This is a genomic window from Stenotrophomonas sp. CCNWLW57, from assembly GCF_037203925.1.
GTDB lineage: Bacteria > Pseudomonadota > Gammaproteobacteria > Xanthomonadales > Xanthomonadaceae > Stenotrophomonas > Stenotrophomonas rhizophila_A.
Window position 1 is genome coordinate 85,601 of sequence record NZ_JBBCBJ010000009.1, and the last position, 22,560, is coordinate 108,160.

At 62.8% G+C, this 22,560-nt stretch carries 26 protein-coding genes; 19 read left to right on the forward strand and 7 right to left on the reverse strand.

The window, feature by feature from the left end; translation table 11 throughout:
* Positions 1-119: 119 nt before the first annotated feature.
* From V9K91_RS18455 to V9K91_RS18490, 8 genes are all read left to right on the forward strand, one after another.
* A complete protein-coding gene (locus V9K91_RS18455; RefSeq protein ID WP_336443517.1) occupies positions 120-971 on the forward strand; it encodes a hypothetical protein in 852 nt (283 codons plus the stop codon).
* Between the two features lie 179 nt (positions 972-1,150).
* On the forward strand, positions 1,151-1,543 hold the full coding sequence (locus V9K91_RS18460; RefSeq protein ID WP_336443518.1) for a hypothetical protein: 393 nt from the start codon (positions 1,151-1,153) through the stop codon (positions 1,541-1,543).
* A 182-nt stretch (positions 1,544-1,725) separates the two neighbouring features.
* Positions 1,726-2,052: a hypothetical protein gene (locus V9K91_RS18465; protein ID WP_249833670.1), complete on the forward strand. Its 327-nt coding sequence runs from the start codon at positions 1,726-1,728 to the stop codon at positions 2,050-2,052.
* A 286-nt stretch (positions 2,053-2,338) separates the two neighbouring features.
* Positions 2,339-2,548 carry a hypothetical protein gene (locus V9K91_RS18470; protein WP_249833671.1) on the forward strand — a complete coding sequence of 70 codons (210 nt, stop codon included), beginning with the start codon at positions 2,339-2,341 and terminating at the stop codon, positions 2,546-2,548.
* 96 nt (positions 2,549-2,644) lie between these two features.
* On the forward strand, positions 2,645-3,148 hold the full coding sequence (locus V9K91_RS18475) for a hypothetical protein (protein WP_336443519.1): 504 nt from the start codon (positions 2,645-2,647) through the stop codon (positions 3,146-3,148).
* A 197-nt stretch (positions 3,149-3,345) separates the two neighbouring features.
* The gene (locus V9K91_RS18480) at positions 3,346-3,771 is read left to right on the forward strand and encodes a hypothetical protein (RefSeq protein WP_249833673.1); all 426 of its coding nucleotides are present in this window, start codon (positions 3,346-3,348) and stop codon (positions 3,769-3,771) included.
* Positions 3,772-4,454: 683 nt separating this feature from the next.
* Positions 4,455-4,955, forward strand: a complete 501-nt coding sequence (locus V9K91_RS18485; RefSeq protein WP_093533017.1) for a hypothetical protein — start codon at positions 4,455-4,457, stop codon at positions 4,953-4,955.
* Positions 4,956-4,965: 10 nt separating this feature from the next.
* A complete protein-coding gene (locus tag V9K91_RS18490; protein ID WP_336443520.1) occupies positions 4,966-8,811 on the forward strand; it encodes an XVIPCD domain-containing protein in 3,846 nt (1,281 codons plus the stop codon).
* A gap of 6 nt (positions 8,812-8,817) precedes the next feature.
* Here V9K91_RS18490 and V9K91_RS18495 read toward each other — a convergent pair whose 3' ends face one another.
* The gene (locus V9K91_RS18495) at positions 8,818-9,033 is read right to left on the reverse strand and encodes a hypothetical protein (protein ID WP_083214053.1); all 216 of its coding nucleotides are present in this window, start codon (positions 9,031-9,033) and stop codon (positions 8,818-8,820) included.
* Between the two features lie 198 nt (positions 9,034-9,231).
* Here V9K91_RS18495 and V9K91_RS18500 point away from each other — a divergent pair, with 198 nt between their 5' ends.
* Entirely contained in the window at positions 9,232-10,374 is a 1,143-nt protein-coding gene (locus tag V9K91_RS18500; RefSeq protein WP_249833675.1) for a YncE family protein, read from the forward strand.
* A gap of 145 nt (positions 10,375-10,519) precedes the next feature.
* A complete protein-coding gene (locus V9K91_RS18505) occupies positions 10,520-11,179 on the forward strand; it encodes a hypothetical protein (protein WP_336443521.1) in 660 nt (219 codons plus the stop codon).
* A 103-nt stretch (positions 11,180-11,282) separates the two neighbouring features.
* Here the strand turns inward: V9K91_RS18505 and V9K91_RS18510 are convergent, their stop codons facing one another.
* Positions 11,283-12,272, reverse strand: a complete 990-nt coding sequence (locus V9K91_RS18510; RefSeq protein ID WP_336443522.1) for an MDR family oxidoreductase — start codon at positions 12,270-12,272, stop codon at positions 11,283-11,285.
* A 108-nt stretch (positions 12,273-12,380) separates the two neighbouring features.
* Here V9K91_RS18510 and V9K91_RS18515 point away from each other — a divergent pair, with 108 nt between their 5' ends.
* From V9K91_RS18515 to V9K91_RS18540, 6 genes are all read left to right on the forward strand, one after another.
* Entirely contained in the window at positions 12,381-12,725 is a 345-nt protein-coding gene (locus tag V9K91_RS18515; RefSeq protein ID WP_068848894.1) for a helix-turn-helix domain-containing protein, read from the forward strand.
* A 132-nt stretch (positions 12,726-12,857) separates the two neighbouring features.
* Positions 12,858-13,511 (forward strand): hypothetical protein, encoded by a 654-nt coding sequence (locus tag V9K91_RS18520; RefSeq protein WP_336443523.1) that lies wholly within the window; start codon positions 12,858-12,860, stop codon positions 13,509-13,511.
* 3 nt (positions 13,512-13,514) lie between these two features.
* Positions 13,515-14,474: an XVIPCD domain-containing protein gene (locus V9K91_RS18525; RefSeq protein ID WP_336443524.1), complete on the forward strand. Its 960-nt coding sequence runs from the start codon at positions 13,515-13,517 to the stop codon at positions 14,472-14,474.
* A gap of 380 nt (positions 14,475-14,854) precedes the next feature.
* Entirely contained in the window at positions 14,855-15,682 is an 828-nt protein-coding gene (locus V9K91_RS18530; RefSeq protein ID WP_336443525.1) for an alpha/beta hydrolase, read from the forward strand.
* 139 nt (positions 15,683-15,821) lie between these two features.
* Positions 15,822-16,634: an alpha/beta hydrolase gene (locus tag V9K91_RS18535; protein WP_336443526.1), complete on the forward strand. Its 813-nt coding sequence runs from the start codon at positions 15,822-15,824 to the stop codon at positions 16,632-16,634.
* Positions 16,635-16,660: 26 nt separating this feature from the next.
* Positions 16,661-16,834, forward strand: coding sequence for a hypothetical protein (locus V9K91_RS18540; RefSeq protein ID WP_336443527.1), 174 nt, complete (start codon positions 16,661-16,663; stop codon positions 16,832-16,834).
* A gap of 150 nt (positions 16,835-16,984) precedes the next feature.
* Here V9K91_RS18540 and V9K91_RS18545 read toward each other — a convergent pair whose 3' ends face one another.
* The 3 genes from V9K91_RS18545 to V9K91_RS18555 form a co-directional block, all read right to left on the reverse strand.
* Positions 16,985-17,917, reverse strand: a complete 933-nt coding sequence (locus V9K91_RS18545) for a GAF domain-containing protein (RefSeq protein WP_336443528.1) — start codon at positions 17,915-17,917, stop codon at positions 16,985-16,987.
* Positions 17,918-18,034: 117 nt separating this feature from the next.
* A complete protein-coding gene (locus V9K91_RS18550; RefSeq protein ID WP_336443529.1) occupies positions 18,035-18,877 on the reverse strand; it encodes an MnmC family methyltransferase in 843 nt (280 codons plus the stop codon).
* A gap of 86 nt (positions 18,878-18,963) precedes the next feature.
* Complete coding sequence (locus tag V9K91_RS18555; protein ID WP_095364570.1) at positions 18,964-19,317, reverse strand: hypothetical protein; 354 nt, start codon at positions 19,315-19,317, stop codon at positions 18,964-18,966.
* 151 nt (positions 19,318-19,468) lie between these two features.
* Here V9K91_RS18555 and V9K91_RS18560 point away from each other — a divergent pair, with 151 nt between their 5' ends.
* Positions 19,469-20,284 carry a hypothetical protein gene (locus tag V9K91_RS18560; protein ID WP_249833682.1) on the forward strand — a complete coding sequence of 272 codons (816 nt, stop codon included), beginning with the start codon at positions 19,469-19,471 and terminating at the stop codon, positions 20,282-20,284.
* An 81-nt stretch (positions 20,285-20,365) separates the two neighbouring features.
* Entirely contained in the window at positions 20,366-20,851 is a 486-nt protein-coding gene (locus V9K91_RS18565; RefSeq protein WP_095364568.1) for a transposase, read from the forward strand.
* A 306-nt stretch (positions 20,852-21,157) separates the two neighbouring features.
* Here the strand turns inward: V9K91_RS18565 and V9K91_RS18570 are convergent, their stop codons facing one another.
* Complete coding sequence (locus V9K91_RS18570) at positions 21,158-21,583, reverse strand: hypothetical protein (RefSeq protein ID WP_249833683.1); 426 nt, start codon at positions 21,581-21,583, stop codon at positions 21,158-21,160.
* A 111-nt stretch (positions 21,584-21,694) separates the two neighbouring features.
* Here V9K91_RS18570 and V9K91_RS18575 point away from each other — a divergent pair, with 111 nt between their 5' ends.
* Complete coding sequence (locus V9K91_RS18575; protein ID WP_249833684.1) at positions 21,695-22,030, forward strand: hypothetical protein; 336 nt, start codon at positions 21,695-21,697, stop codon at positions 22,028-22,030.
* A 31-nt stretch (positions 22,031-22,061) separates the two neighbouring features.
* Here the strand turns inward: V9K91_RS18575 and V9K91_RS18580 are convergent, their stop codons facing one another.
* Positions 22,062-22,433 (reverse strand): MerC family mercury resistance protein, encoded by a 372-nt coding sequence (locus tag V9K91_RS18580; RefSeq protein ID WP_336443530.1) that lies wholly within the window; start codon positions 22,431-22,433, stop codon positions 22,062-22,064.
* Positions 22,434-22,560 lie beyond the last annotated feature (127 nt).

Genomic DNA, 22,560 nt, shown 5'->3' on the forward strand with positions numbered 1-22,560 from the left:
CAACGGGACAGGAATGGGTGCTTGCTGCTGCCCTTCCATGGTATTCAACGGCTGTAGCCGCGATGGCAAAGGGAGTTGGCGCTGTGGTTGGGAGAACCGGAGGTTGGCTGGCGGTTGGCATGGTCGCCGCAGTGGTGGGCGTTGCGCTGTGGTGGAATGCGCCAGCGACGCAGAGTGGCGCGCCGGGCGGGAAAGCCCAGTTGGCGCAGTCGGCCGTTGCGGCCACGGTGCGCGCCAATGCAACGGAAAGCCGCACCAGCCGAGGCGGGCCTGCTGAAGTAGACCGGGTAAAGACCTTCGAAGACCTGAAACAGAGGGCCAAGGCGGGCGATGCCGTGGCCCAGCGCCTGTTGGCCGACACCTATGAAGGCTGCTACTTCGTCAACATTGACCGCGAGCACTTCATGGACAGTCTCGATTTCTATAGGCAGATGATCAGGGCGCCTGCCCAGCTCTCTGTGCTGGAGCAGGTGGCGGCCGAACGTTTCGCACAATGCGGGGCAGTGGACGGTGGCGCCATCGTGCCGATGCAGCTGGTCACCGGCTGGTACGCGCAGGCCGCCGAAAACGGTGACTTGGCCGCCCGTTTGATGGACAACGCGTTCAAGCGGAAGAGGCTGGATACCGCTGAAGCCGCCGAGCAGCTTGAAGAAGTATTGGGCTCCAATGATCCAGCGGCCGTGTTTGCCTTGGGCAGCACGTTGCACAGCAACTACCCCGCCAGCGCAGGCGGCCCAGCGGCGGGCTTGATGACCGGGGAGCACGCCGGCGAGGCATGGATGGTGGCTGGCTGCCGCATGGGGTACGACTGCGGGCCTTCCGGCAAACTGATGGGAACGCTGTGCCTGGTGCAGAACGCTTGTACGGGTGAGGACTTCGAGGCCTACCTCAAGCGGGCGATGATGAACGAAGCGGAGCGAAGGGACTTGGAGCGTAGGGTGACGGAGATATTGCGGTTGATTGAGGGGTAGCCCTCCCTCCGCTGTCTACACCATTCCCGCAGGAGCAAGCGAGCCAACGAAACGCCGAGCAAGCGGTAGGAATTCTCCGATGGCCCACCAGCCCGCTGGCATGGCACTCTTTACCCGATGGACCCACCTGAACGCCGATGTTTGGGTCCAACCCGGGTCGATGAACGGAAACACTTAAAATGAACCTTACGCCGCCACCCGTTCCAAACAAACTCCGCGAACTTCTGGGCGCATATCCCGAACATATCGAGCGGCTGCAGTTGGCCATCGACAAGGCAGCCTCCGAATCTGGTGCCAGTACACCTCGGATTGAGCACATTGTTTGGGCGTTGGAAGACTGTCTTGAAGGTTTCGTGGCGTCGGCTCGTGTCGAACTTGATGCTGCTAAGGCCAAAGGCAGTGCCGATGGCATTCGCCACGCCGAAGCAAAGGAAATGCTGATGCTTCGTGCGGCATTGAAGCAGCAATGGATCGGCGATAGGGGTCTCCTTGATTTCTTGGAGCGGGATGAGGCCAAGTTGAAGCCACTGGCGATGCTTGAAGACGTCGCTTGTGCGGGCGTGAAGGTATAAGGGTTTTACTATGGTTTCATCGCCAGTCGTTATGGCATCCTGAGATCCGGGACCGTACAGCGTCCGCCAGCTCGTCGGGCACGCGGCTACCCTCCGCGCGCGCTTCCAACAACGTGATGTCAGCGCTTTGGGAGCCGCAGCCTGATTGGAATGACAGTCACTAGACACAATGGATGCTGCAAATGACCGCTTCGCTGCCTCCAATTCCTCAGAGACTTTGCGAGATGCTGAAGGAATACCCGGGTCACTTGGTCAGAATCCATGACGCATTGGCTTCCGTGGCGAAAGAGCCTGAGGTGGCGCCACGCTTCGAGCTGGTCATCTGGGTAATGGAAGATTTGGTGGGCGCTTTCTTCGAGGAAGCACGGCAACAGCTTGCTGTGGCAAAGAGGCAAGGTGACTCCGAGCTCGCCTCTAAACTTGAAGCGGAGGAGGCGCTCATGGCGACGCTTGTCCTTCAGAAGCCTTGGTTTGGTGACAAGGACTTCACACTCTTTTTCGGGAAGTAGGGTGGGTGTCGAATCAGCGCTGCGAGTGACCACCAGAGTAGCGAAGAGCATGCGCGGATACTGATGGACAAGATATTTCCCGCAAGCCATCTCGAATCGCTTCAGTCTCATGTTCGGCCAACGGCGATCATCGTGGCTGGCCAAGCCGGTGCCGGTGAAGGCGGATTGAGCTAAGTCGCGAGGGATGAACTGTTGCACGCCGCCGCCGTCCTCGCCGCGGCCCCGCTGATTCGTAGCGAAGGAAGGGCAGAGCGACGCCTGAACCGGAACAGACTAAGGAAGAGTGATGTCGATCCACTTCAAGCCCATCGAAAATACCTCATTTGATGAGGGTAGTGGCGTCACAATCTCGCATCCTCGAATTCTTCTAGATGCGCCGCTGCATGGTGTTGCCAGCGGCGAGTACCAGTACACGTTCCGCCGAGGCGGTCAGCGGGTGGGTGCCATGGGGTTTTTCGGAACCGAAGTCGCTGCCGAGTTGAAGGTTTGCGGTTGATCTGATTCGTGACTGGGTCCTTAAGACCGCACATGCTTGTACTTGGCGCTAAGAGCGAGATATCAGTACGCCGTATATCCGACTAAACATCCAGAGATGACCATGCCTCTTAGCTTCCAGCCTCGCTCGCACTCCTCTTACGATCCGACTAGCGATGTTTCAATTCCGCGCCCTCGGATTTTGCCAACCACGCTGGCTAGCGGTGAGGGCGGCACGGAGTACCATTACTCGTTCTTCCGCGGCGAAGATCGGATAGGTGCGCTGGGCTTCGACGGTCCCGACGTGGTCGTTGAGACCGACGGGTACCGGGAGCGGGTATTCACCTTCGATCTAACCCGGGAGCAGACCATCCAGTCCATGCTCAGATCTAAAGCAGATTTCGGCAGCACGGACGAAGATCTCACGTTCCTGCGAGGTCTCGCACAGGGTCTGGTCCTGGCATATGCCGGGCAAATGGACAACGAGGACAATCTTCGCTATATCGCCGTGACTTCGGTTGAGGCCCTGGATCAGGCTGGTGTTCCTATTGCAGGGTCAATTCCTGTACTTCCTGATAAGAAAGTTGTATTGGGTGAAGCTGCTGTGCCATCACACGTATAGCCTGGGTTGAAAGGTACTAGTCCTGACGAAGTATGCTCGCTCCCTTTATGAAAAATATCTTGGAAAGTGGCTATGCTTATTGATTCAAGCCGAAGGGGGCATTCTCCCCGCAAGGAACTATGATTCCTCTCCAATTCATACCACGGGAACGATCTGCGATTGACCTTGTCAGTGGCGTCTCGATTCCGAGACCGCGAATGCTGCCCAGCTCTGACGCAGGCGGAGGCAGGACGATCGAGTTTCAGTACGCCTTTCTGCGTAATGGCGAACGCATCGGTGGAATGGGAGTCTTCGGGTCTGAAACGGTTGCTGAGAGGGCAGAGGGCCGGGAGTGGGCATGCACCTTGGACCTCACACCAGTCTGGGTTCTGGAGGACATGCTCCGGTTCAAGAAGACCTTGGGTCACACCGACGATGACATCACGTTCGTAGCGGGGCTTGCGCAGGGATTGCTGAATGCCTTCGCCGGGCAAGCGGACAACAAAGATGCTCGTAGTTACGTAGCAGTTACATCAGTTGCGTCGCTGGATCAGGCCGGAGTTCCCGTCATGGGTGCTGTTCCCGTTCTAGTTGACGGTACAGTGGTCCTAGCTGAGTTTGCTATCCCGAACGGCGGTGTCTGATGATGTCGCAAGCGGCACAGAAGCACCTTTGGCACACGGGTGGTGCCTTCTGGAAATACTTTTACCTGAAGTCGTCTGGAACTGGTCCTGACGCGCATCGGGCCGTCACATAGTTAAGGAGTAATCACCGCTGAAGCTGCCGAGCAGCTTGAAGAAGTATTGGGCTCCAATGATCCTGCGGCCGTGTTTGCCATGGGCAGCTCGTTGCACAGCAACTACCCCGCCAGCGCAGGCGGCCCGGCGGCAGGCTTGATGACCGGGGAACACGCCGGCGAGGCATGGATGGTGGCTGGCTGCCGCATGGGGTACGACTGAGGGCCCACCGGAAAACTGATGGGAACGCTGTGCCTGATTCAGAACGCTTGTACGGGTGAGGACTTTGAGGCCTACCTCAAGCGGGAGATGATGAACGAAGCGCAGCGAAGGGATCTGGACCGCCGGGTGACGGAGATACTTCGGTTGGTTGAGGGGTAGCCCCCGCGCAGCTGTTCACACCAATCCCGCAGGAGCCAGCGGGACAACGACACTCCAGGCAACAGGTAGGAATTCTCCGATGGCCACCCAGCCCGTTGGCGTGGCACTCTTCCTCCATTCAATGGGTGGGCCTGCCTGGAAGGAGCTGCTTAGGCTCACTCCAGATCGAGCAGGCTGCCGTGCAGCCGATCTACATCCAGAGATGACTCATGCCTCTCCACTTCCAAGCTAAATCGGATTCTTCATTTGACCCCATTAGCGGTGTCACCATACCGGAGCCTCGCATCCTTCCTGGAAAGCTCCCGGACGGCAGCGCAGTCACGGAGTATCAGTACGCGTTCTATCGGGGCGATGCACGCATCGGCGGCTTGGGCTTCAATGGTCCCGATATGTCTGTTGAAGTCGACGGGATGGCGGAGAGGGTGTTTATCTTCGATCTTGGCCACGATTGGTTGATCAAGTCCATGCTGGAGTTCAAGGAAATCATCGAGAACAAGGATGATGACTTCACCTTTCTGAGTGGACTCGCGCAAGGGTTGGTGTTGGCGTACGCGGGCCAAACTGACAATGAAGAGAATCTGCGATACATCGCTACTACAACCCCGGCTGCACTGGTTGGAGCGGGTGTACCTGCTTCGGTGGAAACGGCGATGAAGCCGCAGGGCCCCATCGTCCTCGCCGAAGTACGCATTGCCAAACACGCTGGTTGAGGATGGCCCCGTGGCGAGCTTCGTCTTCGATGATTTCGCCCGGACGACCTTGGGCGGTGCCCGCAACAAGGTTGATGGCAGCCCGCTGTCCGCAGCCCAGATCGATGATGTAATTGCCTATCTGAAGTCGCCAGGATCGGGTCCCGATGCGTCTACCAGCTACGCAGATTACGTCGCTTCAAAGCTGAAGCAGTTTCCTCCCGAACTACCTCCTGGCGTGGACTACGTCGGGTTCTCAGGCATCGATTCGGCAGGCGCAGAGAACTATCAGAATGCGCTTCAGTACGGAAGGGACCTCAAGGGCAAGGCGGGCATCATAGGCGACACGCCATGGGGGACGTTCATCGAAGATGTTCGAAAGAATCCGGCGCTGCATCCTGAGTTTCAGGTTATGGAAAGCGGCCTGAAAAATTTCATGAGCGCGCAGGGTACTGAGCCCTTCAACAATAGGCACAAGGCTGCGCTCCAAGACATGATGTGGAACGCCGGCAGCCCCGCATTCCTGGAGAATGCGATTGCTACCGGGAAGCCGCTGGTTGCCTTCGTCGAGGGCGCGCCCGGCAATCGGGGCTTCAGCAACTTTGAGCTCACCACCGCGCTCGAACATCCCGACGTAAGGATCAACGGGTATCCAGTAAGCGCTTTTGGGCCAGAACCCCTGGCGTTTGTGAGCAATTCCGCCGCTGAGTATCAAGCGCTGGAGCGGTCGCTGGCCGAGGCGGCTAGTGTCAACAGCGGTCAACCGGTTACCGTCGCAGAGGTCCGTCTTAAGCTCAAGCCCATCGATGGCTATGACGCTGTGGATCAGGTTCTCTTCGATCGACCACTCCACGAATTTAAGTCCTTCAATCTCACCGAGATGGCGGCCACCCGTGCGGATTGGCATGCAGCCCGCGCCAGCCTTGGCACGAGTCCCAGGCTCCATGCTGAGGTACCCGGACATACACCGCACGCGGCGACCCCGCGCGGTGGGGCACGTGCCCCGCCCCCTAGCGGTGCGGCAGGCATCGCGGAGGTGGCAGCAGAGTCCGCGCCCCACGGCGTACACGCCGGTATGAGCCCCGGCATGAAGGTCGCCGGCGTTGCCGGCCTGGCGCTGCTGGCGCAGGACTTCGCCACTTCCGGCCACAAGTGGGTGGAGCTGAGTTCCCAAGGCAACGCAGCGGGCGCTGATTCAACGGCAGCGCACTTCGTCGGGCGCAATGTCGGGGGCGCATTGGGCGGCTTTGTCGCCGGCGCCAGTGTGGGTCTTACTACGGGCTCCTGGACCGGACCGGGTGCGCTGGTCATCGGCGTAGGCGGCGGTGTTCTGGGCGCCCACCTCGGCGAGGAGTGGGCAAACCAGAAGGACATGAAAGCCATCTACGTCCAGGTGGACCCCATGGGCCGCACCTGGACCCGAAGCCCTACCGACGAGGACGGGCGGTGGCTACGTGCCGCGCACCAGCAGCAGGTGCAGTCCGCTGAGCTCGGCACAGGCGTTGAACTGCGGCCAGTTCAGACCGCGCAGGGGGAAGATGTCACCTTCCGCGCCGATTACGTGGCGACTGGCACACTGGAGCGGCAGTTGAACTGGCAGGCCGCCAAGGCGTCGTACGAGCTGGGCTTGGCCCATCTTCCTCCGCCGCAGGATCCGTATCGCCTGAATGCTCGTGCTGAGCAGGGAACCCCGCCGGCGCCGTTCGAAACCGGGAGGGCATTCGTGCGCGACCCGACCTCCCGTCAATGGGAGCTGCAGATCACGCAGATGCTGGATGGGCGTGCGCCGGTCACACGCCACGAACCGGTTTCAGCGGAGCAGGCGCAAGCCCTGGATGCGCAGTCGCGGGCCGTGATCGCCCAGAACGCTGCCAATACGCCAGCCGCCGTCGCGGCGCGCTATATGGTGGCGCACGCGGAAGGGCGCTGGAGCGACTTTGGCGATGCAAACAATCCTTCAGTTCCCGCCGCCATCCAGGACGCACAGGGCAGATCAGGCACGCTGCAGGCAAGCAACGGCCACACGTACACCCGCCAGGACGATGGCCAGTGGCGCGACGACGGGCTGGTCTTCAGTGGCACGGCTGACGGCAACCTCAGCGATGAGCTGGATGTTACGTGGCAGAGCCAGCAGATTGGCGTGGCCGGTCTGGGCAACATGGCCGAGCAGGTCAAGGCCACGGTGCAACTGGCACCGGAAGGCGTGCGTGGGCAGGTGGAAGCACTTTACGCACGGCACGGTATCGAACGCAGTGAAGCGCAGTTGGCGGCTACAGCGGCAGCGGTGGAGCAGGGCCTTGCGGACAATGGAAGGCAAGGTGACCTGGTACTTGAACTCATACCAGACCCGCGCACCCACGCGCCAAGCGTTGACAGCGCCATTGCTGCATTCGGGGATGCGGGTGGCAACCGCATGGTCCTCACGGCGACCACCACGATGGAGGACGTTGCTAGGGTTCAGGCGTCACTGCAGCATACGGCTGCGCTGCAGGGCAACGTGGCAGACGAGGTGCCAATCCAGAACGCGCCGGAGCTGCGCATTGAGGCACTGTCGCCCGACGCGTGGGACGCCCATCAGCAGGCGCTAAGGGAGGCCAACCGGCAAGGCGCTTCCGCGGGGGAGGCCGCACAGCTGGCTGCATTGGCGGCGATGCGGGCGGATGGCAGGGACGTCGCTGAAGCGCACGTGCCGGAGCTGGTTGAGAACGAGCCAAGCACTAACAATGAGCCACCTCCCTCGCAGCTATCCCCTCATCGGGCTACAGCAGCGATTGCGGCTTCTGTCGAGCGCTCCGCGGTCGAGGAGCAGTCCACGGCCCAGCGAGAGCCCCAGACAGCTCAGGGGGCTGAGCAGGGCGCACGTGAGCACGTCGAAGAGCAGCGTACCCAGGAGGCGTTCGCTCGTACTGCCGAGGAAGAGGAGGCGCGGCGCGAAGCGTCCGTGGCCGAGCCACAAGCTCACACGGCGCCTACTTCACCTGACATCGCCTCGACGCCGGTACAGCCAGTGCCTGAGGCCGAACCTGTCGTACGGCCACCGGTGGAAGTCCCCGACCTCGCTGCGACCGTCGCTGCATCAGAAGCGAAGGTAGAGCAGCAGGTAACCCACGAAGCGGTGCCAGAGACTGTCATCCGCGTGGACGCCGACCCGCCTGAGGTCGCGGTGCAGGCTGAGAAGTCCGAGCGACCGGGCATGGATGATGCAGCGTCAACACAGCACCCACTGCGGGATGAAGTTTCGCTCGACGAGCCTGTTACAGAGGCACCGCCGAGAGACGTGGTTGAGCAGGTGGTGGTGGCCGAGGAACTGGATGCCGTTCCGTTGAAAGATCCCGCGAACGACTTCATCGCGAGTCAGGCTGTGCCGGAGCAACAGCCGGAGCCAGAACCAGAGCCTGCCATGGCGCGGGTGGCGCAGCCCGCTGATGGGCAGGAACCTTGGACACCCCTCAACCCCGAGCACCCCGACCACGCCCTCTACCAGCAGATCCGCGAGGGCGTAGAGAAGCTGGATGAGGCCCACGGCCGCAGCTACGACCAGACCAGCGAGCGCCTCACCGGCAGCCTGATGGTGCTGGCCAAGAGCAACGGCCTGGACAGCGTGGACCACGTAGTGCTTAGTCAACCCACTGCGGACCAACCCGGCGGACAGAACGTCTTCGTGGTCCAGGGCGAGTTGGACAACCCCGGCCACCAACGCGCCGGCATGCCAACGGCGCAGGCAGTGAAGACCCCGTTCGAGGAGTCTCTTGAGCAGTTTGACGTTGCGGCGTTCGAGCAGGAACAGCGCGCCGCGCAATTGGCCACGCAGCAGCAGGAAGAAGATCAGCGCGTGCAGCAGGAGATGCAGGTTGCGGCGGCAAGCATGGGGTACTGACTGCGCTCAACTGTTCAGCGCCAGGCCCATCGGCGGCCACAGCGGATTCATCCGGTCCAGGTCGTAGTCGTTGCCAAACGCCAGCGCCGCCTCACGCGGCTCCAGGTCGTAGTAGCTCACCAGCAGCTGCTCATCCATCCCGGCGTCGCTGTGGTTGATGGCATACAGCCCGAGCATGGCCTGGTCGAACTCTTCCAGCCAATCAAGGTCGATCTTGTTCATGTTGATCCTCCGAAGCGGTTCGCAGGATCGCGCAGGGGCGTCTCACAGCGTGGGACGGAGGAATCCAGCCGCCGGCCACCCCTGTTAAGATGTCCGGGCCAGCCAGCCTTCCCACGTCATTCGACCGTGTGGTTGGCCGCTCCTCCCAGCGGCCACGCGAGCCAGGATCCTTCCTCTGCCTCTCACAAGGACGCTCGCATGCACCCTCGTTCCCTGTTCCGTTCGGCCGCCCTGGCGCTGGCCGTCAGCCTGACCCTTGGCGCTCCGTCTGCCTTTGCCGCCGAAAAGGCTGCCACCACTGCCGCCGCTTCCTCCGTGCAGCGCGCCGCCGTTGCCCAGGGCCTGTACGAGCTGGCCTTCAGCCCCACCCAGAACGCGCTGTTTGTGGCCTCTTCGGGCGGTTTCGGCGATACCGCCGGCCCGGCCCAGGTGCTGCGCCTGAATCCTGATTCGCTGGCCGTTGAAGCCAAGATCCCGCTGGAGCGCAAAGCCTTCGGCGTGGTGCTCGATGACGCCCATAACCGCCTGTACGTGGGCAACACCGTGGACACCTCGGTGACCGTGGTGGATACCGCCTCCAACAAGGCGGTGGGCATCGTGCAGCTGATGGAGAAGAAGGTCGGCAAGGATGGTAAGGCCGGCTACACCCACGACCTGCGCGAGCTGGTGGTGGATTCCCCGAACAACCGCCTGTACGTGACCGGCCACTCCGGCGAAGGCAGCGTGCTGTTCGTGGTGGATACCCAGTCGCTGAAGCTCATCAACACCATTCCGGGCCTGGGCAACGCCAAGGCGCCGGGCCTCACCCTGGATGCGGCCAACAAGCGCGTGCTCACCTCGAACCTGCTGGGCGAAGTGGTCACCGTGGGCACCGACACCGGCAAGGTGGAGCAGCGCTTCAAGGTCAGTGCCGAGCAGCCGATGAACCTGGCGCTGGACCCGAGCGGCAAGCGCCTGTTCGTGACCGACCAGGGCCTGGAGATGATCCGCAAGTACCAGGGCAGCAGCATTCCGGGCTTCGTCTCCAAGCACCCGGGCCAGCGCGTGCTGGTGCTGGACCCGACCACTGGCAAGGAACTGGCCAGCATCGCCACCGACGCCGGCCCGCTGGGCCTGCTGCTGGATGCACCGCGCAAGCGCCTGTACGTGACCAACCGCGAAGCGGGCACGGTGACCGCGTATGACAGCGAGAGCTACAAGCAGGTAGGCACCTATGACGTGCCGACCCACCCGAACAGCCTGGCGCTGGATGCGAAGAAGAACGTCCTGTACGTGACCATCAAGAATGGCGACAAGGACGAGAAGGGAAGTGAGGAGTCTGTGGCGCGGATTGCGCTGTAAGGGCTGATTTCAAAGACGATTCCCGGTATCCCAGCTGGGATACCGGGCAGGCGCTCTATGGGAGGCCGCCATCCGATGCATGGCCCCTTGCAGAGGGTTAGGGTTGCGCCCATAAACTGCGGGAACCCAATGTGAGGCGGTTCCGATGCTCGAACAGCTACTGCTCCGGTCTGATTTATTGATGCAGAACATCCAGGAGGTTCTTCATCATCCTCTCTACGACCAAAGCGCTCGCATAGGACTGTCCGCTGAGTACGTGATGCTCAGTTTGGAGCATGCGGCGGCGGTAAGGTGTCTTTTGGAGGCGGGAATCATGTCCAGTGCGCCGGTTCTACTTAGGTGCCAATTCGAATCGCTGCTGCGTGCAATGTGGGTGTTCTACCGCTCGTCGGACGAGACCTTGGAGAAGCTCGAGACCTCATTGCTCACAGGGCCTGATCAAGCTAATGCTTCCATGCCAACTGCGTCAGGAATGCTGAATGAGCTGGATGCAGTGCCACTAGTTGCAGCCGCAGTAGTGAGCCTCCGCGAGTTCCAGACGTACTCGTGGAAGCCTCTGAACTCCTATGTCCATTCAGGCGATCACCCCCTCTGGAGACAGGTCACTGGCTATCCGCCAGAGCTCTCCTGCCAGCTTCTACAACAAAGCAACGGGCTGGCGTTCATGGCTGCAATGCAACTCGCCATTCTGACCGGCGTGAACGGACTCCAGAAGGAACTTCTGAAACTCAATGATCGCTTCAGAGAATGCCTGCCTATGCAACCAGAGGCCAACCCGAGCGACACGCCTACGAGCGTTCCGTAACACTGATATGAACCGTAACATTGCCTGAAGTTACGGTTCATTCTCATGTTACGGAGGCTAAAGAGTCATTGCACTCTCAGCGGCTGGCACCGAAACGATGTGGTCAGGCGTTTACATCCACCACCAACCGCCCACGCACCTTGCCTTCCAGGAATGCCGGGAAGATATCCAGCACGTCCTTCAGGCCAATCACCTCCACGGTGCTGGCGAGCTTACCCAGGTCCAGATCGGTCGCCAGGCGCTTCCACGCTTCAGTACGCACGGCGTGCGGCGCCTGCACCGAGTCGATACCGGCGAGGGTGACATTGCGCAGGATGAAGGGCAGCACCGAGGTAGGCAGGTCGGTACCCTGCGCCAGCCCGGCGGCCGCCACCACGCCCCGGTATTTCGTCTGCGCCAGTGCGTTGGCCAGCGTGTGGCTGCCGGCGACATCCACCACGCCGGCCCAGCGCTCGGCATCCAGCGGGCGGGTGCGCGGCTCGGCCAGCGTGGCCCGGTCGATGATCTCGTCGGCGCCCAGGTCCTTGAGGTACTGCGCATGTTCGGGTCGGCCGGTGGACGCCACCGTGCGGTAGCCCAGCTTGGAGAGGATGGCCAAGGCGATGGAGCCTACGCCGCCGTTGGCACCCGTCACCAGGATGTCGCCGTGCTCGGGCTTCACCCCGCCGTGTTCCAGCGCCAGCACGCACAGCATGGCGGTGTAGCCGGCCGTGCCGATCGCCATGGCGTCTTTGCTGCTGATGCTGTCCGGCAGCTTCACCAGCCACTCGCCGGGAACGCGCGCGCGCTGCGCCAGCCCGCCGTGGTGGGTCTGGCTGAGGCCGTAACCGTTGAGCACGACGCGGTCGCCCTGGCGGAAGCCGGCATTGCCCGATTCCAGCACGGTGCCGGCCAGGTCGATGCCGGGAATGAGCGGGAACGTACGGATCACCGGCGAGGCGTTGGTCATCGCCAGCGAGTCTTTGTAGTTCAGGGTGGAGTAGTCCACCTGCACGAGCACATCGCCTTCGTGCAGGTCGGCTTCGTCAAAGGCCACCAGCTGGGTGGAGACCTGGCCGTCTTCTTTCGTGGCCAGCAGGGCATTGAATTTCATGGGCATCGATCACCTCCGGGGACATGACCTGCATGCTATGGTCGCACCGTGGTTGCCACAAGAACTATGCTTTTCCATAGGTACTATGGTTTTCAGGAGTATCCCGTAATGGCGCGGCGCGTATATGGCAAAACCGGCTGCAGCGTGGAAGCCACGCTGTCGGTCATCGGCGGCACGTGGAAGCCGGTGATCCTGTTCTACCTGGTGTCACGCACCCGGCGATTCATGGAGCTGACCCGGCTCATCCCCAACGCCACCCAATCGATGTTGACCAGCCAGCTCCGCGAGCTGGAGGCCGATGGCGTGGTGGTGCGGCATGTGTACCCGGAGGTGCCGCCGAAGGTGGAATACCGGCTTTCGGAGCTGGGCCGGACGCTGGTGCCGGTTTTGTTGGCGATGCGGGATTGGGGGGATTCGTACAAGAAGACCCAGGAGACCGCTGAAGAGGCGTGAAGGGCGCTCGTTGAGGGCTTTTCGCGCCGCTTCTGTGACGCCGGTCAAGCTGTAAGTAGGTTTTTTCCTATTCTTCCCCGTGTCCGCGTACCCCAGACTACGCAGGCGAGTACGGCCGTACCAGGAAGAGAATTGACCATGAAGCTTTGGGCAACAAGATCGATGCTGATGGGCGCCGGGACGCTGTTCGTCATTGCCGGCCTCGCCGCGTGCGGGCGGGAAGCGGAAACCGCCAAGCCCAGCGTGGAAGCAAACAAGGAGAACGCTGCAATGCGAACTGAGGTTCCTCTTACCCGGCCCATTGCCTTGGACAAGGCGGGCGAGGTAGCAAATGTGGAGTTTGAGCTTCCAGCGCCCGGACCCAACGCCTCACCCGAGTTGATGCTGGGTGTGCGGTTGGTGAGGCCGGACGCAGAATCCGGCACCTCGCTTTCCATCAGGCTCGTCGAAGCAGGGATCGCTGCCAGAGTCAGCTTGATTCGCATGGAGGAAGGTGCAATCAAGACAGTGCCCCTGACGAGGGATGCGGCGAATCTTCGCGAACGGATACCGGTCCCCATTGACGGAACCGTACCTGGCTTGACCATGTCGGGAGTTGAACCGTCACTGCTCGAGAGCGCCGGCCTTGTTGATGCCGCGCTCTACTATGACGTTCTTCAGTTTGCGTATGCAGAGAACATCAAGCCTGGACATTATCGCCTCACCATTGAGCTGACGGGCGAGCATCCGGAGTTCCGCGACGATACCGCTGAGCTGCTTGTCGCTTATTTCAAGAAGGCAAAGTGACAGATGAGCAAGGACGCACCCTATACCGTTACCGTTTACGTTGCCGCGCCCGGGACGCCGTTGGACGGGGGAGGGACATCAGCCGCAGGACACATGTATCTGTCGGTTGAGCACGGCGATTGGTCACGCAGTTATGGTTTCGCACCGATCGAGCATGGCGCTACCAGCGGCCCGGGTGCGATCACCTACCGCGATAGCCAGAATTACCAGAATCCCTACTACGCGCGGACAATGGAGATCACCAAGCAACAGTTCGATCGTATCGTTGAGTACGGTAAAGATCCTGCCAAACATGGGTTCAGCATGGAGTACGGCGGCCTGTCCAACAGCTGCATCGACTTTACCTGGGGTGCACTCAATCACGCGGGCCTGCACCGTCAAACAAGATCGGGGCAGGATCAAGGTTTCGAGGGGGCGGTCAAACCACTCAACAACAAGCGTGAAATCGAGAGCATTCCGGATCCCGTTCCGGGCAGCAAGCTCAACACCGAAATCCACAATGACCTTCCAAAGCGGTCGCTGCTGCAGCGCCTGATCTCCGAGAATGATTCCTACGAAGGCATCAGGGGCGACCCCATGCTGTCGCAGATCCGGGAGAAGGTGGCAGAACTGGACGCCGCCAATGGCCGAACCTTCGACCCCACCAGTGAGCGGGTCAGCGCAAGCCTGTATGTGCTCGCCAAGGAAAATGGGCTATCGCGCGTGGACCACGTGATGCTCAGTGAGCGCACCCCAAACGCGACGGCAGCTGAAAACATCTTCGTCGTGCAGGGCGAGCGCAACGACCCAGCGCATCTGCGCGCTTCCATGCCCACCGCGCAGGCCGCCCAGACCCCGGTTGAAGCTTCGCTGGAGCGTGGCGAGCAGTTGGCCAACGCCAACCAGCAGACCCAGCAGCTGGCGGCGCATGCCGAACAGACCCAATCGCAGGAGCGTGAGGCCGCCGTGCGGCGAATGGGGTGATGCCCTGCCGGTTACGTTCGCTTCCTCACATGCCGCGCCCGCCCTTCGCCATGCACCACGCTCAGCGCGTTCACGTGCCCGCGCGCATTCAGATAGAACTCCACCTGCAGCCTATCGATATCCGGTGAAACGTACCGGTTCGGGCTTAGCAGCTGCACCTGGCCGTAGTGCGGGATCGGGCCACGCCCACCCGCACTTCGCCATTGGCGACCGAGTACTTCACGAGATCCTTAGAAACCCCGTCGTACGCTTGCTGCAGGCCTCACACCGTGAGGCGGCCGGTGCGCTCGCGCTGGACGGGGAACAGGTTGTAAGGAAGGCAACTTCACGCGTGGCCAGCGGTCATGCGTAGTCAGCCGTCCTCCATTCTGGAGCCTGTCATGAATGATGTTCTTGCCAAACACAAGCGCGTGAACCTGCATGTTGAAGACACCGGCGGCGATGGTCGCCCGGTGGTGCTCGTGCACGATTGGCCACTTACCCTGGACCAGTGGAAGCTGCAGGTGCCCTCACTGCGCAGCGCCGGCTACCGCGTCATTTCCTATGACCGGCGAGGTTTCGGGCGATCGGAGAAGCCGAGCGAGGGCTACAGCTACGATGAAACAGCCGCTGACCTGGCCGCGTTGATCGTGGACATGCAGCTCACCAACGTCAGCCTCGTTGGCTTCGGCATGGGAGCGGCCGAAGCAGCGCGGGCCGAGGTGCTATTAGGCGGGGAAGGCATCAGACGCCTGATGCTGGTTTCGACCGTGACGCCATTCATGCTCAGATCCGATACGAACCCGAACGGGTGGCTGCAATCTTCGGAATACGTGCGCATGTTGCAGGCGCTCGGCGACGATCGCAGCGCGTTCTTTACTTCATTGATGGAGGACCATCACAGCGTCCACGGCGAATTGAAGATCACCTTGGACCAGCTTGAAGAGCTCGTCCGAATGTGCGAGACGTCCGACCAAACTGCCGCCATGAGATGCCTGGAATCGGTCTGTACGACCGACCACCGGTCCGAACTTGCCGTAGTCGGAGCATCTGCAACGATCCTGCACGGCACGGCAGATGAATTCGCGCCAGTTCAGAACGCAGCGCTTGGAACGCGGTGGGCCATGAATAGCGGCTTGGTTGCCCTTATCACAGGTGCGCCGCATGGCCTGAACATCAGCAATGCAGATGAGTTCAATGAAGCATTGTTGCGGCTTCTTCCGGAGTAGCGGAGCCAACGGTCAAGGCAAGGTCATAAAACGCGTGCACTTTGTGCACAATGTGTAAGTTCAAAGCAAAGATATGCTCACGTCATGTCCGCATCAGCCGATTAGCATGGGCCATCCATTGGCGAATCTGGAGCTATCCATGACTGCAACACGCGTACGTCTACACGTTGAAGACACCGGCGGCACCGGTCGCCCGGTTGTGCTGATTCACGGCTGGCCGCTGTCGGCCGAATCATGGCGTGCCCAGGTGCCTGTACTCAAGGCCGCGGGCTACCGCGTGGTGGCCTATGACCGCCGTGGCTTCGGCCGTTCGGAAAAGCCGGCCGATGGCTATGTGTACGACACGCTGGCCGACGACCTTGCCGGGGTGCTGGAACAGCTGGACCTGCAGGACGCGACGCTGGTGGGCTTCTCGATGGGCGGCGGCGAAGTGGCGCGCTACATCGCCCGTCATGGCGAACAGCGCCTTCGCAGCGTGGTATTCGCTGCGGCGGTGCCGCCGTACATGCTCAAGACCGCCGACAACCCGGACGGCCCGCTGACCGAGGAAAAAGCCGAGCAGATGCGGATGGGGCTGGAGAACCACCGTGACGAGTTCTTCGACGGGTTCACCAAGGATTTCTTCAGCGCCAAGGGCGAGTTGAAGGTCACTGAAAAGCAGCGTCAGGAAGCGATCGAGCTGTGCAAGCAGTCTGATCAGACGGCAGCGCTCGGTTGCATGAAGGCGTTTGGCACCACCGATTTCCGCCAGGACCTGAAGAAGGTTACGGTGCCCACGCTGGTGCTGCATGGTGACAGCGACGGCACCGTGCCGTATGAAGGCTCGGGCCGCCGTACGCATGAGGCGATTCGCGGCAGCGAGGTGGTGCTGCTGAAGGATGCGCCACATGGGTGTAATGCCAGCCATGCCGAGCAGTTCAATGCGGCGTTGGTTGCGTTCCTGGCGCGGTGAGGTAGGCCGGGCAAAGGGGTGATTGAATGCAGAAGACCGTTACACCGCCTTGGGATAAGCCCAATCCCAAGGCGAAGAAGGGGCAGCCGCTGTCGCCGTCGCAGAAGGCGGCCGCGCGGCAGCGGGCTGAAGAGAACGGGCGGGCGTACCCCAATCTGGTCGACAACATGTGGGCAAAGAAGCTCCCACGCGGCGAGTAAAACACGTCACTGGAGGACTAAAATTCGGCCCCGGGGACTAAACCACGTCGTGCGAGGACGAAACCGCGTAGTGACACGCCATGCGGGTCAGCTTTCCGTTCCGGCACCGCAAAGCCAGGCAGGGCCTGGCTCTACGGCGGTGGTCTTTCCTTAGGCGCGTAGCGCGTCTTTCGCGGCGCTCAATGCCTGGTCGGCCCGAAGAAAAACAGCGGTAGTAGGTTCGCCAGTGCTGGTGGACGCGGCGCCAAGCAGCAGCGGGGTGCCAAGGCTCTGGCTCGTTTCACGAGCCACCTGCTGCAGTTTCTCAACGGTATCGTCCACGTGGTCGCTGCCGAGCACAGCAATGAACTCACCGCTGCCGGTCACGCGGTTGATGCTGTCCCCACGGTCTGGCTGCAGGCAGTGCTCCAGCGCCTGGTCCAACTGCTGCAGCTGGCGGTCCAGGGTGCGCTCGCCGAGGCGCTGAGCCAGCTCCGACAGGTCCTGCAGCTCCAGAATCACCACGGTGTAGCTGCCAGCAGCGTCGGGGGCAACGGCGGTTTCTTCGGCCACGCCATGGTCCAGGATGGCTGCCACCTGCTGCTCGCGTTCGCGGCTGCGACCTTCCATCAGGTTCATGGTCAGGCGGGCCAGGGCCTGCAACGCTTCGCGTTGGGTCTGGTTGAGTTCGCGCGGGTTGAGGTCCAGCACGCACACGGCGCCCACCGCAGCGCCGTCGTCGGTGACCAGCGGCATGCCCGCGTAGAAGCGGGCGCCGATGTCCTTCAGCAACGGGTTCTGTGCGAAGCGTGTATCGGACGAAAGGTCGCCTACTTCCATCAGTTCCTTCGGCTGGCGGATGGCATGGTCGCAGACGGCCATGTTGCGCTCGGTCTGCACACCCTCCAGGCCGGTGCGTGCCTTGAACCATTGGCGGTCGCGGTCGATCAGGGTCACCAGCGCCATCGGGGTGCCGCAGACCGCGGCGGCAACCTTCACGATGTCATCGTAGGCCGGTTCGGGCAGGCTGCCGACGATGTGCAGCGCATCGAGCGCGCGCTGGCGTTCGGCTTCATTGGCGGCGGGCGCAATGCTTTGGGTCATGCAGATTCCTGATGTTCGGAAGGCCACGCCTTAGCCTAGGGCAACCGCCAGCGCGTCAGGTTAAGCCCGGGTAGAGGCCGGGCAGGTGGTTCACCTCCCCGTGTATTTCGACCGCGATCAGCGCTTGACCGCCACCACGCCATCCAGCGCCAGCTCCGCCTTGAAGCCGGCCTTCTCCAGCCGCCTGGCCACTTCACGCGGCACGTCGCGGCCACTGGTGAGCTTGTTGGGCGCGCCGGTGTAGTGGAACATGCGTCCGCCCTTGCGGATCACCCGCGCTAGCTGATCATAGAACACCTGCGAGTACAGCTCGCCGGCGATGCCGAAGCGCGGTGGGTCATGCAGGATGGCGTCCACCGAGCTGCTTTCCAGCGCTTCAATCGCCTGCGATACATCGCCCTGGGTCAGCGAGAGCCGGCCACCGCTGCTGGGCGCATCCGGGTCGGGCGACCACGGGTTGAGCGTGCGCAGCCACAGCACATCGGGGTTCTTCTCGAACGACTGGATGCGGGTAACCCCGGCTTCAAGGCAGCAGGCAGCGAAGTAGCCCAGCCCGCCGCAGGTATCGAGCACGGTCTTGCCTGCCGGGGCCACCAGCGCCACCTTGCGGCGCGCATCCTCGTAGGGCGAAACCTGCGCGCTGGGCAGCATCTTGATGCCGTCGATCTCGAAGGTGGGCGCGTCCCACTCGGTGGGCACCAGCTTGATCAGCGCCGAGCCGAACCGGGATACCGCCAGGAATTCCTCGCCATCCCAGTAGTACAGGGTGCGGTCCTTGGTCTTGCCCGGGTAGGCATAGGTCTCGCCCTTCCACTGCCAGCTTTCCGCGCCCAGCGTTGCCGTGCCGCTGGAGCGTGCCAGATCGAGCGAGCCGGTCCACTCGGTCGCACCGGCATCGCGGGCGCGGACCAGGGCTTCGGCGAGGGGGCGGGTGAGCAGGGGGCCGGTGTAGTGCGTCACGGGATCAGGGCGGACCGTGCTGCAGCGCAGCCGGCCGACGGGCAGGAAGGGGTGGGCATCGTAACCGAGATGGCCACCGGGCTGGTTCACGCAGGCGGCGCCGGTGGATGTTCCGTGCTGCGGCCGCAGCTCCAGCCGCCGTAGGTGCCGGGGCCGCTGGAGGTTGAGTCTTCGGGGTACATCTGCTGGAACCAGCAGTAAGTGGCGTGGTACATCCGCGTGGCGCGGGACTGGCGCGCGTACTGGTAGGTGAAGGAGCCGTCCTCGTTGGGAATGAGGACCTGCTCTACTGGGGCCTTGCCGCCGTTGAAGTCGTCCCACAGGGCGGTACGGATGATGACGTGGGTACCGTCGTCGGAGAATCCGGGGCGGTCGTGGTAGCCGGGCGGGAACGGCTCGGAACGGGTGCTGGCAAGCAGGAACAGAAGCACGGAGAACATGGGAGGGGCTGCGCGTTGGGCCGAGGTGAGGCCACTGTGTCCCGGTCGATCGGACCGTCGCCGTGTACTGCGTCGCAGAGCCGGAACTGGAGCGATTGACAGGTTCAATACTGTGCGGCGCGTCGCCTGCGGACGGGTCTAGAATGACAGCATGCCAATCTTCAACCGCGTCGTTCTGCGCTTCCTTGGGTGCACGCCTGCCGTGCTGCTGGTGGCGTGCACGGTACCGGGCAGCGGGCCGCCGCCGGCTGCGATAGACAACGTGCGCTCGGTGGAGATCCAGTACCAGTACAGCGGCTGGAGCCGTGCGGACGAAGTACACCGGCTGCAGCGCAGCGGTGGCCAACGTGCGTTTACCCGTACCTCGAAGGTGGAAACGGCCGAGGGAGTGGAAACCACGCAGGCCACGGTGCCGGCGCAGCGGGTGGGCGAGCTGGTGTGGGCGCTGTCGGCGCCACCCTGGCCGCGCGAACGGGGAATGCAGGTGATGGCGCGTCGGGTGCGCCCGCTCGGGATGCTGGAACGCTCTGCGCCCGGCGCGAGCCGCAACATACCTGCGTGTACCGCCGAAAACATCCGCAATCGGATGTTCGACCTCATGAAGGGGAGCGCGTTGCGAGCGCAGCTGGATACGTACTACACGCAGATGGAATGGACCGACGACTACCCCATGATGCGCGTGGTCATCCGTTTCCGCGACGCGCCCGATCAGGTCATTTCGTCGCGATCGCAGAAGCTGCAGATGCTGCCGTGGACCTTGGGTGACCTGCCGGAAGTGGATGTCCCCTCCACGCCGCGCAGTTGGTCGGTGCCGGTCAGCGATGCCCTGCGGCGTCTGCTGCCGCCTGCTTCGCTGGCGGCGAAGCGCTTGGGCGAAGAGAACGCCCTGATGCTGGGCGAGCAGATCAGGCACGCAGCTCAACAGGCATGTGAAAGCGAACTGGAACCGCCACGCGCCGCATCCTGACCGCGGGCCGGGCGGCGCACTGACGCCTGCGTGCGGCCTGCCCCGATCGATCGCGCTCGCGCAGATTTGCACACTGCGCGCATGGCTACTGAAAACCCCTCCTGGCAACCCGGCAGCGCGTACTTCTTCAGCGCGCATCTTCGTGATCGCTACAGCCGCCTGCTGGTGGAGCACGCGCAGTTACTGCGACTGGCATTCCGGATAGCGCAGCAGGCGCGGCCGTTCCGGATCAATGCAATCGTGGTGCTGCCCGATCATCTGCACGGCGTGTGGACGCTGCCGGATGGGGACGAAGAGGGCCACCGGCGATGGCTGCAGATCCAGGCCGTGTTCGACCGCCAGCTGCCGGGTCATCCACCGCGTGCGATGGTGCGCCGTGACCGCACAGTGCGGCCGCTATGGCACTCCGACTTCCGTGAACGACGGTTGGTCGACGCCGATGACGTGCAGCGCCACATCGCCTACGTGCACAGCTATCCCGTGCAGCACGGGTTCGTGCGGGAGGCCTGCGAGTGGCCCTACAGTTCCATCCACCGCCGTTGTGCCAGGGAGGGCGGGCCATGCTGAAGTACGGGCGGACCGTGCCGCGCGGCGTGCGCTGGATGGTGGGCGGGCGACTCGGATGGCTGGCGCGTCCCGTGCGCAGGGACGCGCGCCGCCGTACGCCACTACCGGGGGTGGCCGTGCAACGGGGTCGTACGTGGCGTTGGGCGGGTCGGCCGTACAGGGGAGCGGGAGCACGGCGGCACATGCGCCGCTATGTGCGGAAGTCACCCCGGGGTTTGGTGCGGTGGGGATCCGCACCGACGAGGAAACCCCGGCGGCAACTGCACATCCGCGGTTCGCCGCAGGGCGGCGCCTTGGGTGAGGCGCTCAAGGGCAGGTCACCTGGAACACCGGGCCGGCACCGATCAGCACCAGCGCCATGTAGTCGCTGTCCTTGTCCTTGCCCTTGAGGGTGGCGCCGGGATTGAAGTGAAAGATGCCGAAGCCGCCCGTCGGACGCACTAGCGCCTTGTCGATCTGGTCGGCATCATCCTTGAAGAAGCGGGCGATATCGGCACGCGAGGAGAGCTGCAGCGGTGTGGCGTCACGCTGCCATTGCTCGTCGCGGTTGAAGGAAACGAAGTATTGCCCCTGCTGCTGCTCGATGCGGAACTCCGCCGGCTTGCGGGGGTGGGTGGCAAAGCAGCCCAGCAGCGGGTCGGAAGAGAACATCCCGGCGGCATTGTCGCGGTCGCCGCAGGCTGAGAGCAGCAGCAGGCCGGGCAGCAGAAGCATGAACGGTAATGTGCGCATGGCGGATCCCCCCCAGGGACAGGTTTGCGGGCATCGTGAACTTTTACCTGCGCAGGCGGTGTGTACGCGTTGCGTTGGGTGTACGGTTGGAGAGACCTACGGAGCACGTACATGCCGCAACCGACTTCCCAGCCGCTGCACACCCGTGTCGATTCCCGCGCCGCTGGCCAGCGCTGGCCGCTGCTCGGCACCGCCAGTTGGCTGGTAGCCCCGGTGATCCTGACGGCGGCCTACGCAGTGGCGCAGGCATCACCTGAAATGGGGCGCCTACTGGTCGGAAGTGCCGGAGTAGCGGTGGGCGTACTGGCGTCGTCGGTACTGGGCCTGCTGCTGACCATCGGCTCGCGCGTACGCCGCGAGCGCTGGCCATGGGTGGGCATTGTGGGCGCGATCATCAGCGCCTTGCCGCTGCTGCTGTTCCTCGCAGGAATGTTGCTCCGCCTGTAACGCCAAGCATGCGGCGTAGAGCCATGCGGGTTCAATGACGGTGGCGGCGCCAGGCGTTCCAGATGTGGGTGCTGGCGAGGAGCAGGCTGCCGGTTACCGTCATCGGCGTCTCCGCTTCGTGGCTCGGCCACCCGGCTGCGCCCGCCAGCAGCAAAAGCAGACCGGCGGTTGCACTGACGATCGCCGCGGCCGGCAGCGGTTGCTTGCGGTGGGCGCGCCATAGCGCGAAGCCGGTGGTCGGGGCGGCGATGGCCACGAACACGATGTGCACCCACTCCGCTTCGGCCCACACCCCCAGCAGCGGCAGGGCGGCGGCAAGCAGCGGCAGGGCCAGGCAGTGCAGCAGGCACAGGCTGGAAAGGGCGATGGCGCCGGCGTCGAGCAGGGTGTTGGTGGTCTTCATGGCGGAAAGGTCTGGAACGATTGATGTTATATAGTAACATTGCAATCCAACTTCAAGCTTTCGCCACCATGACTGCCTCTGCCATCCCTTTCGACTCCCGCCTGCGGGTCACTTGGGCGCGTGCTGA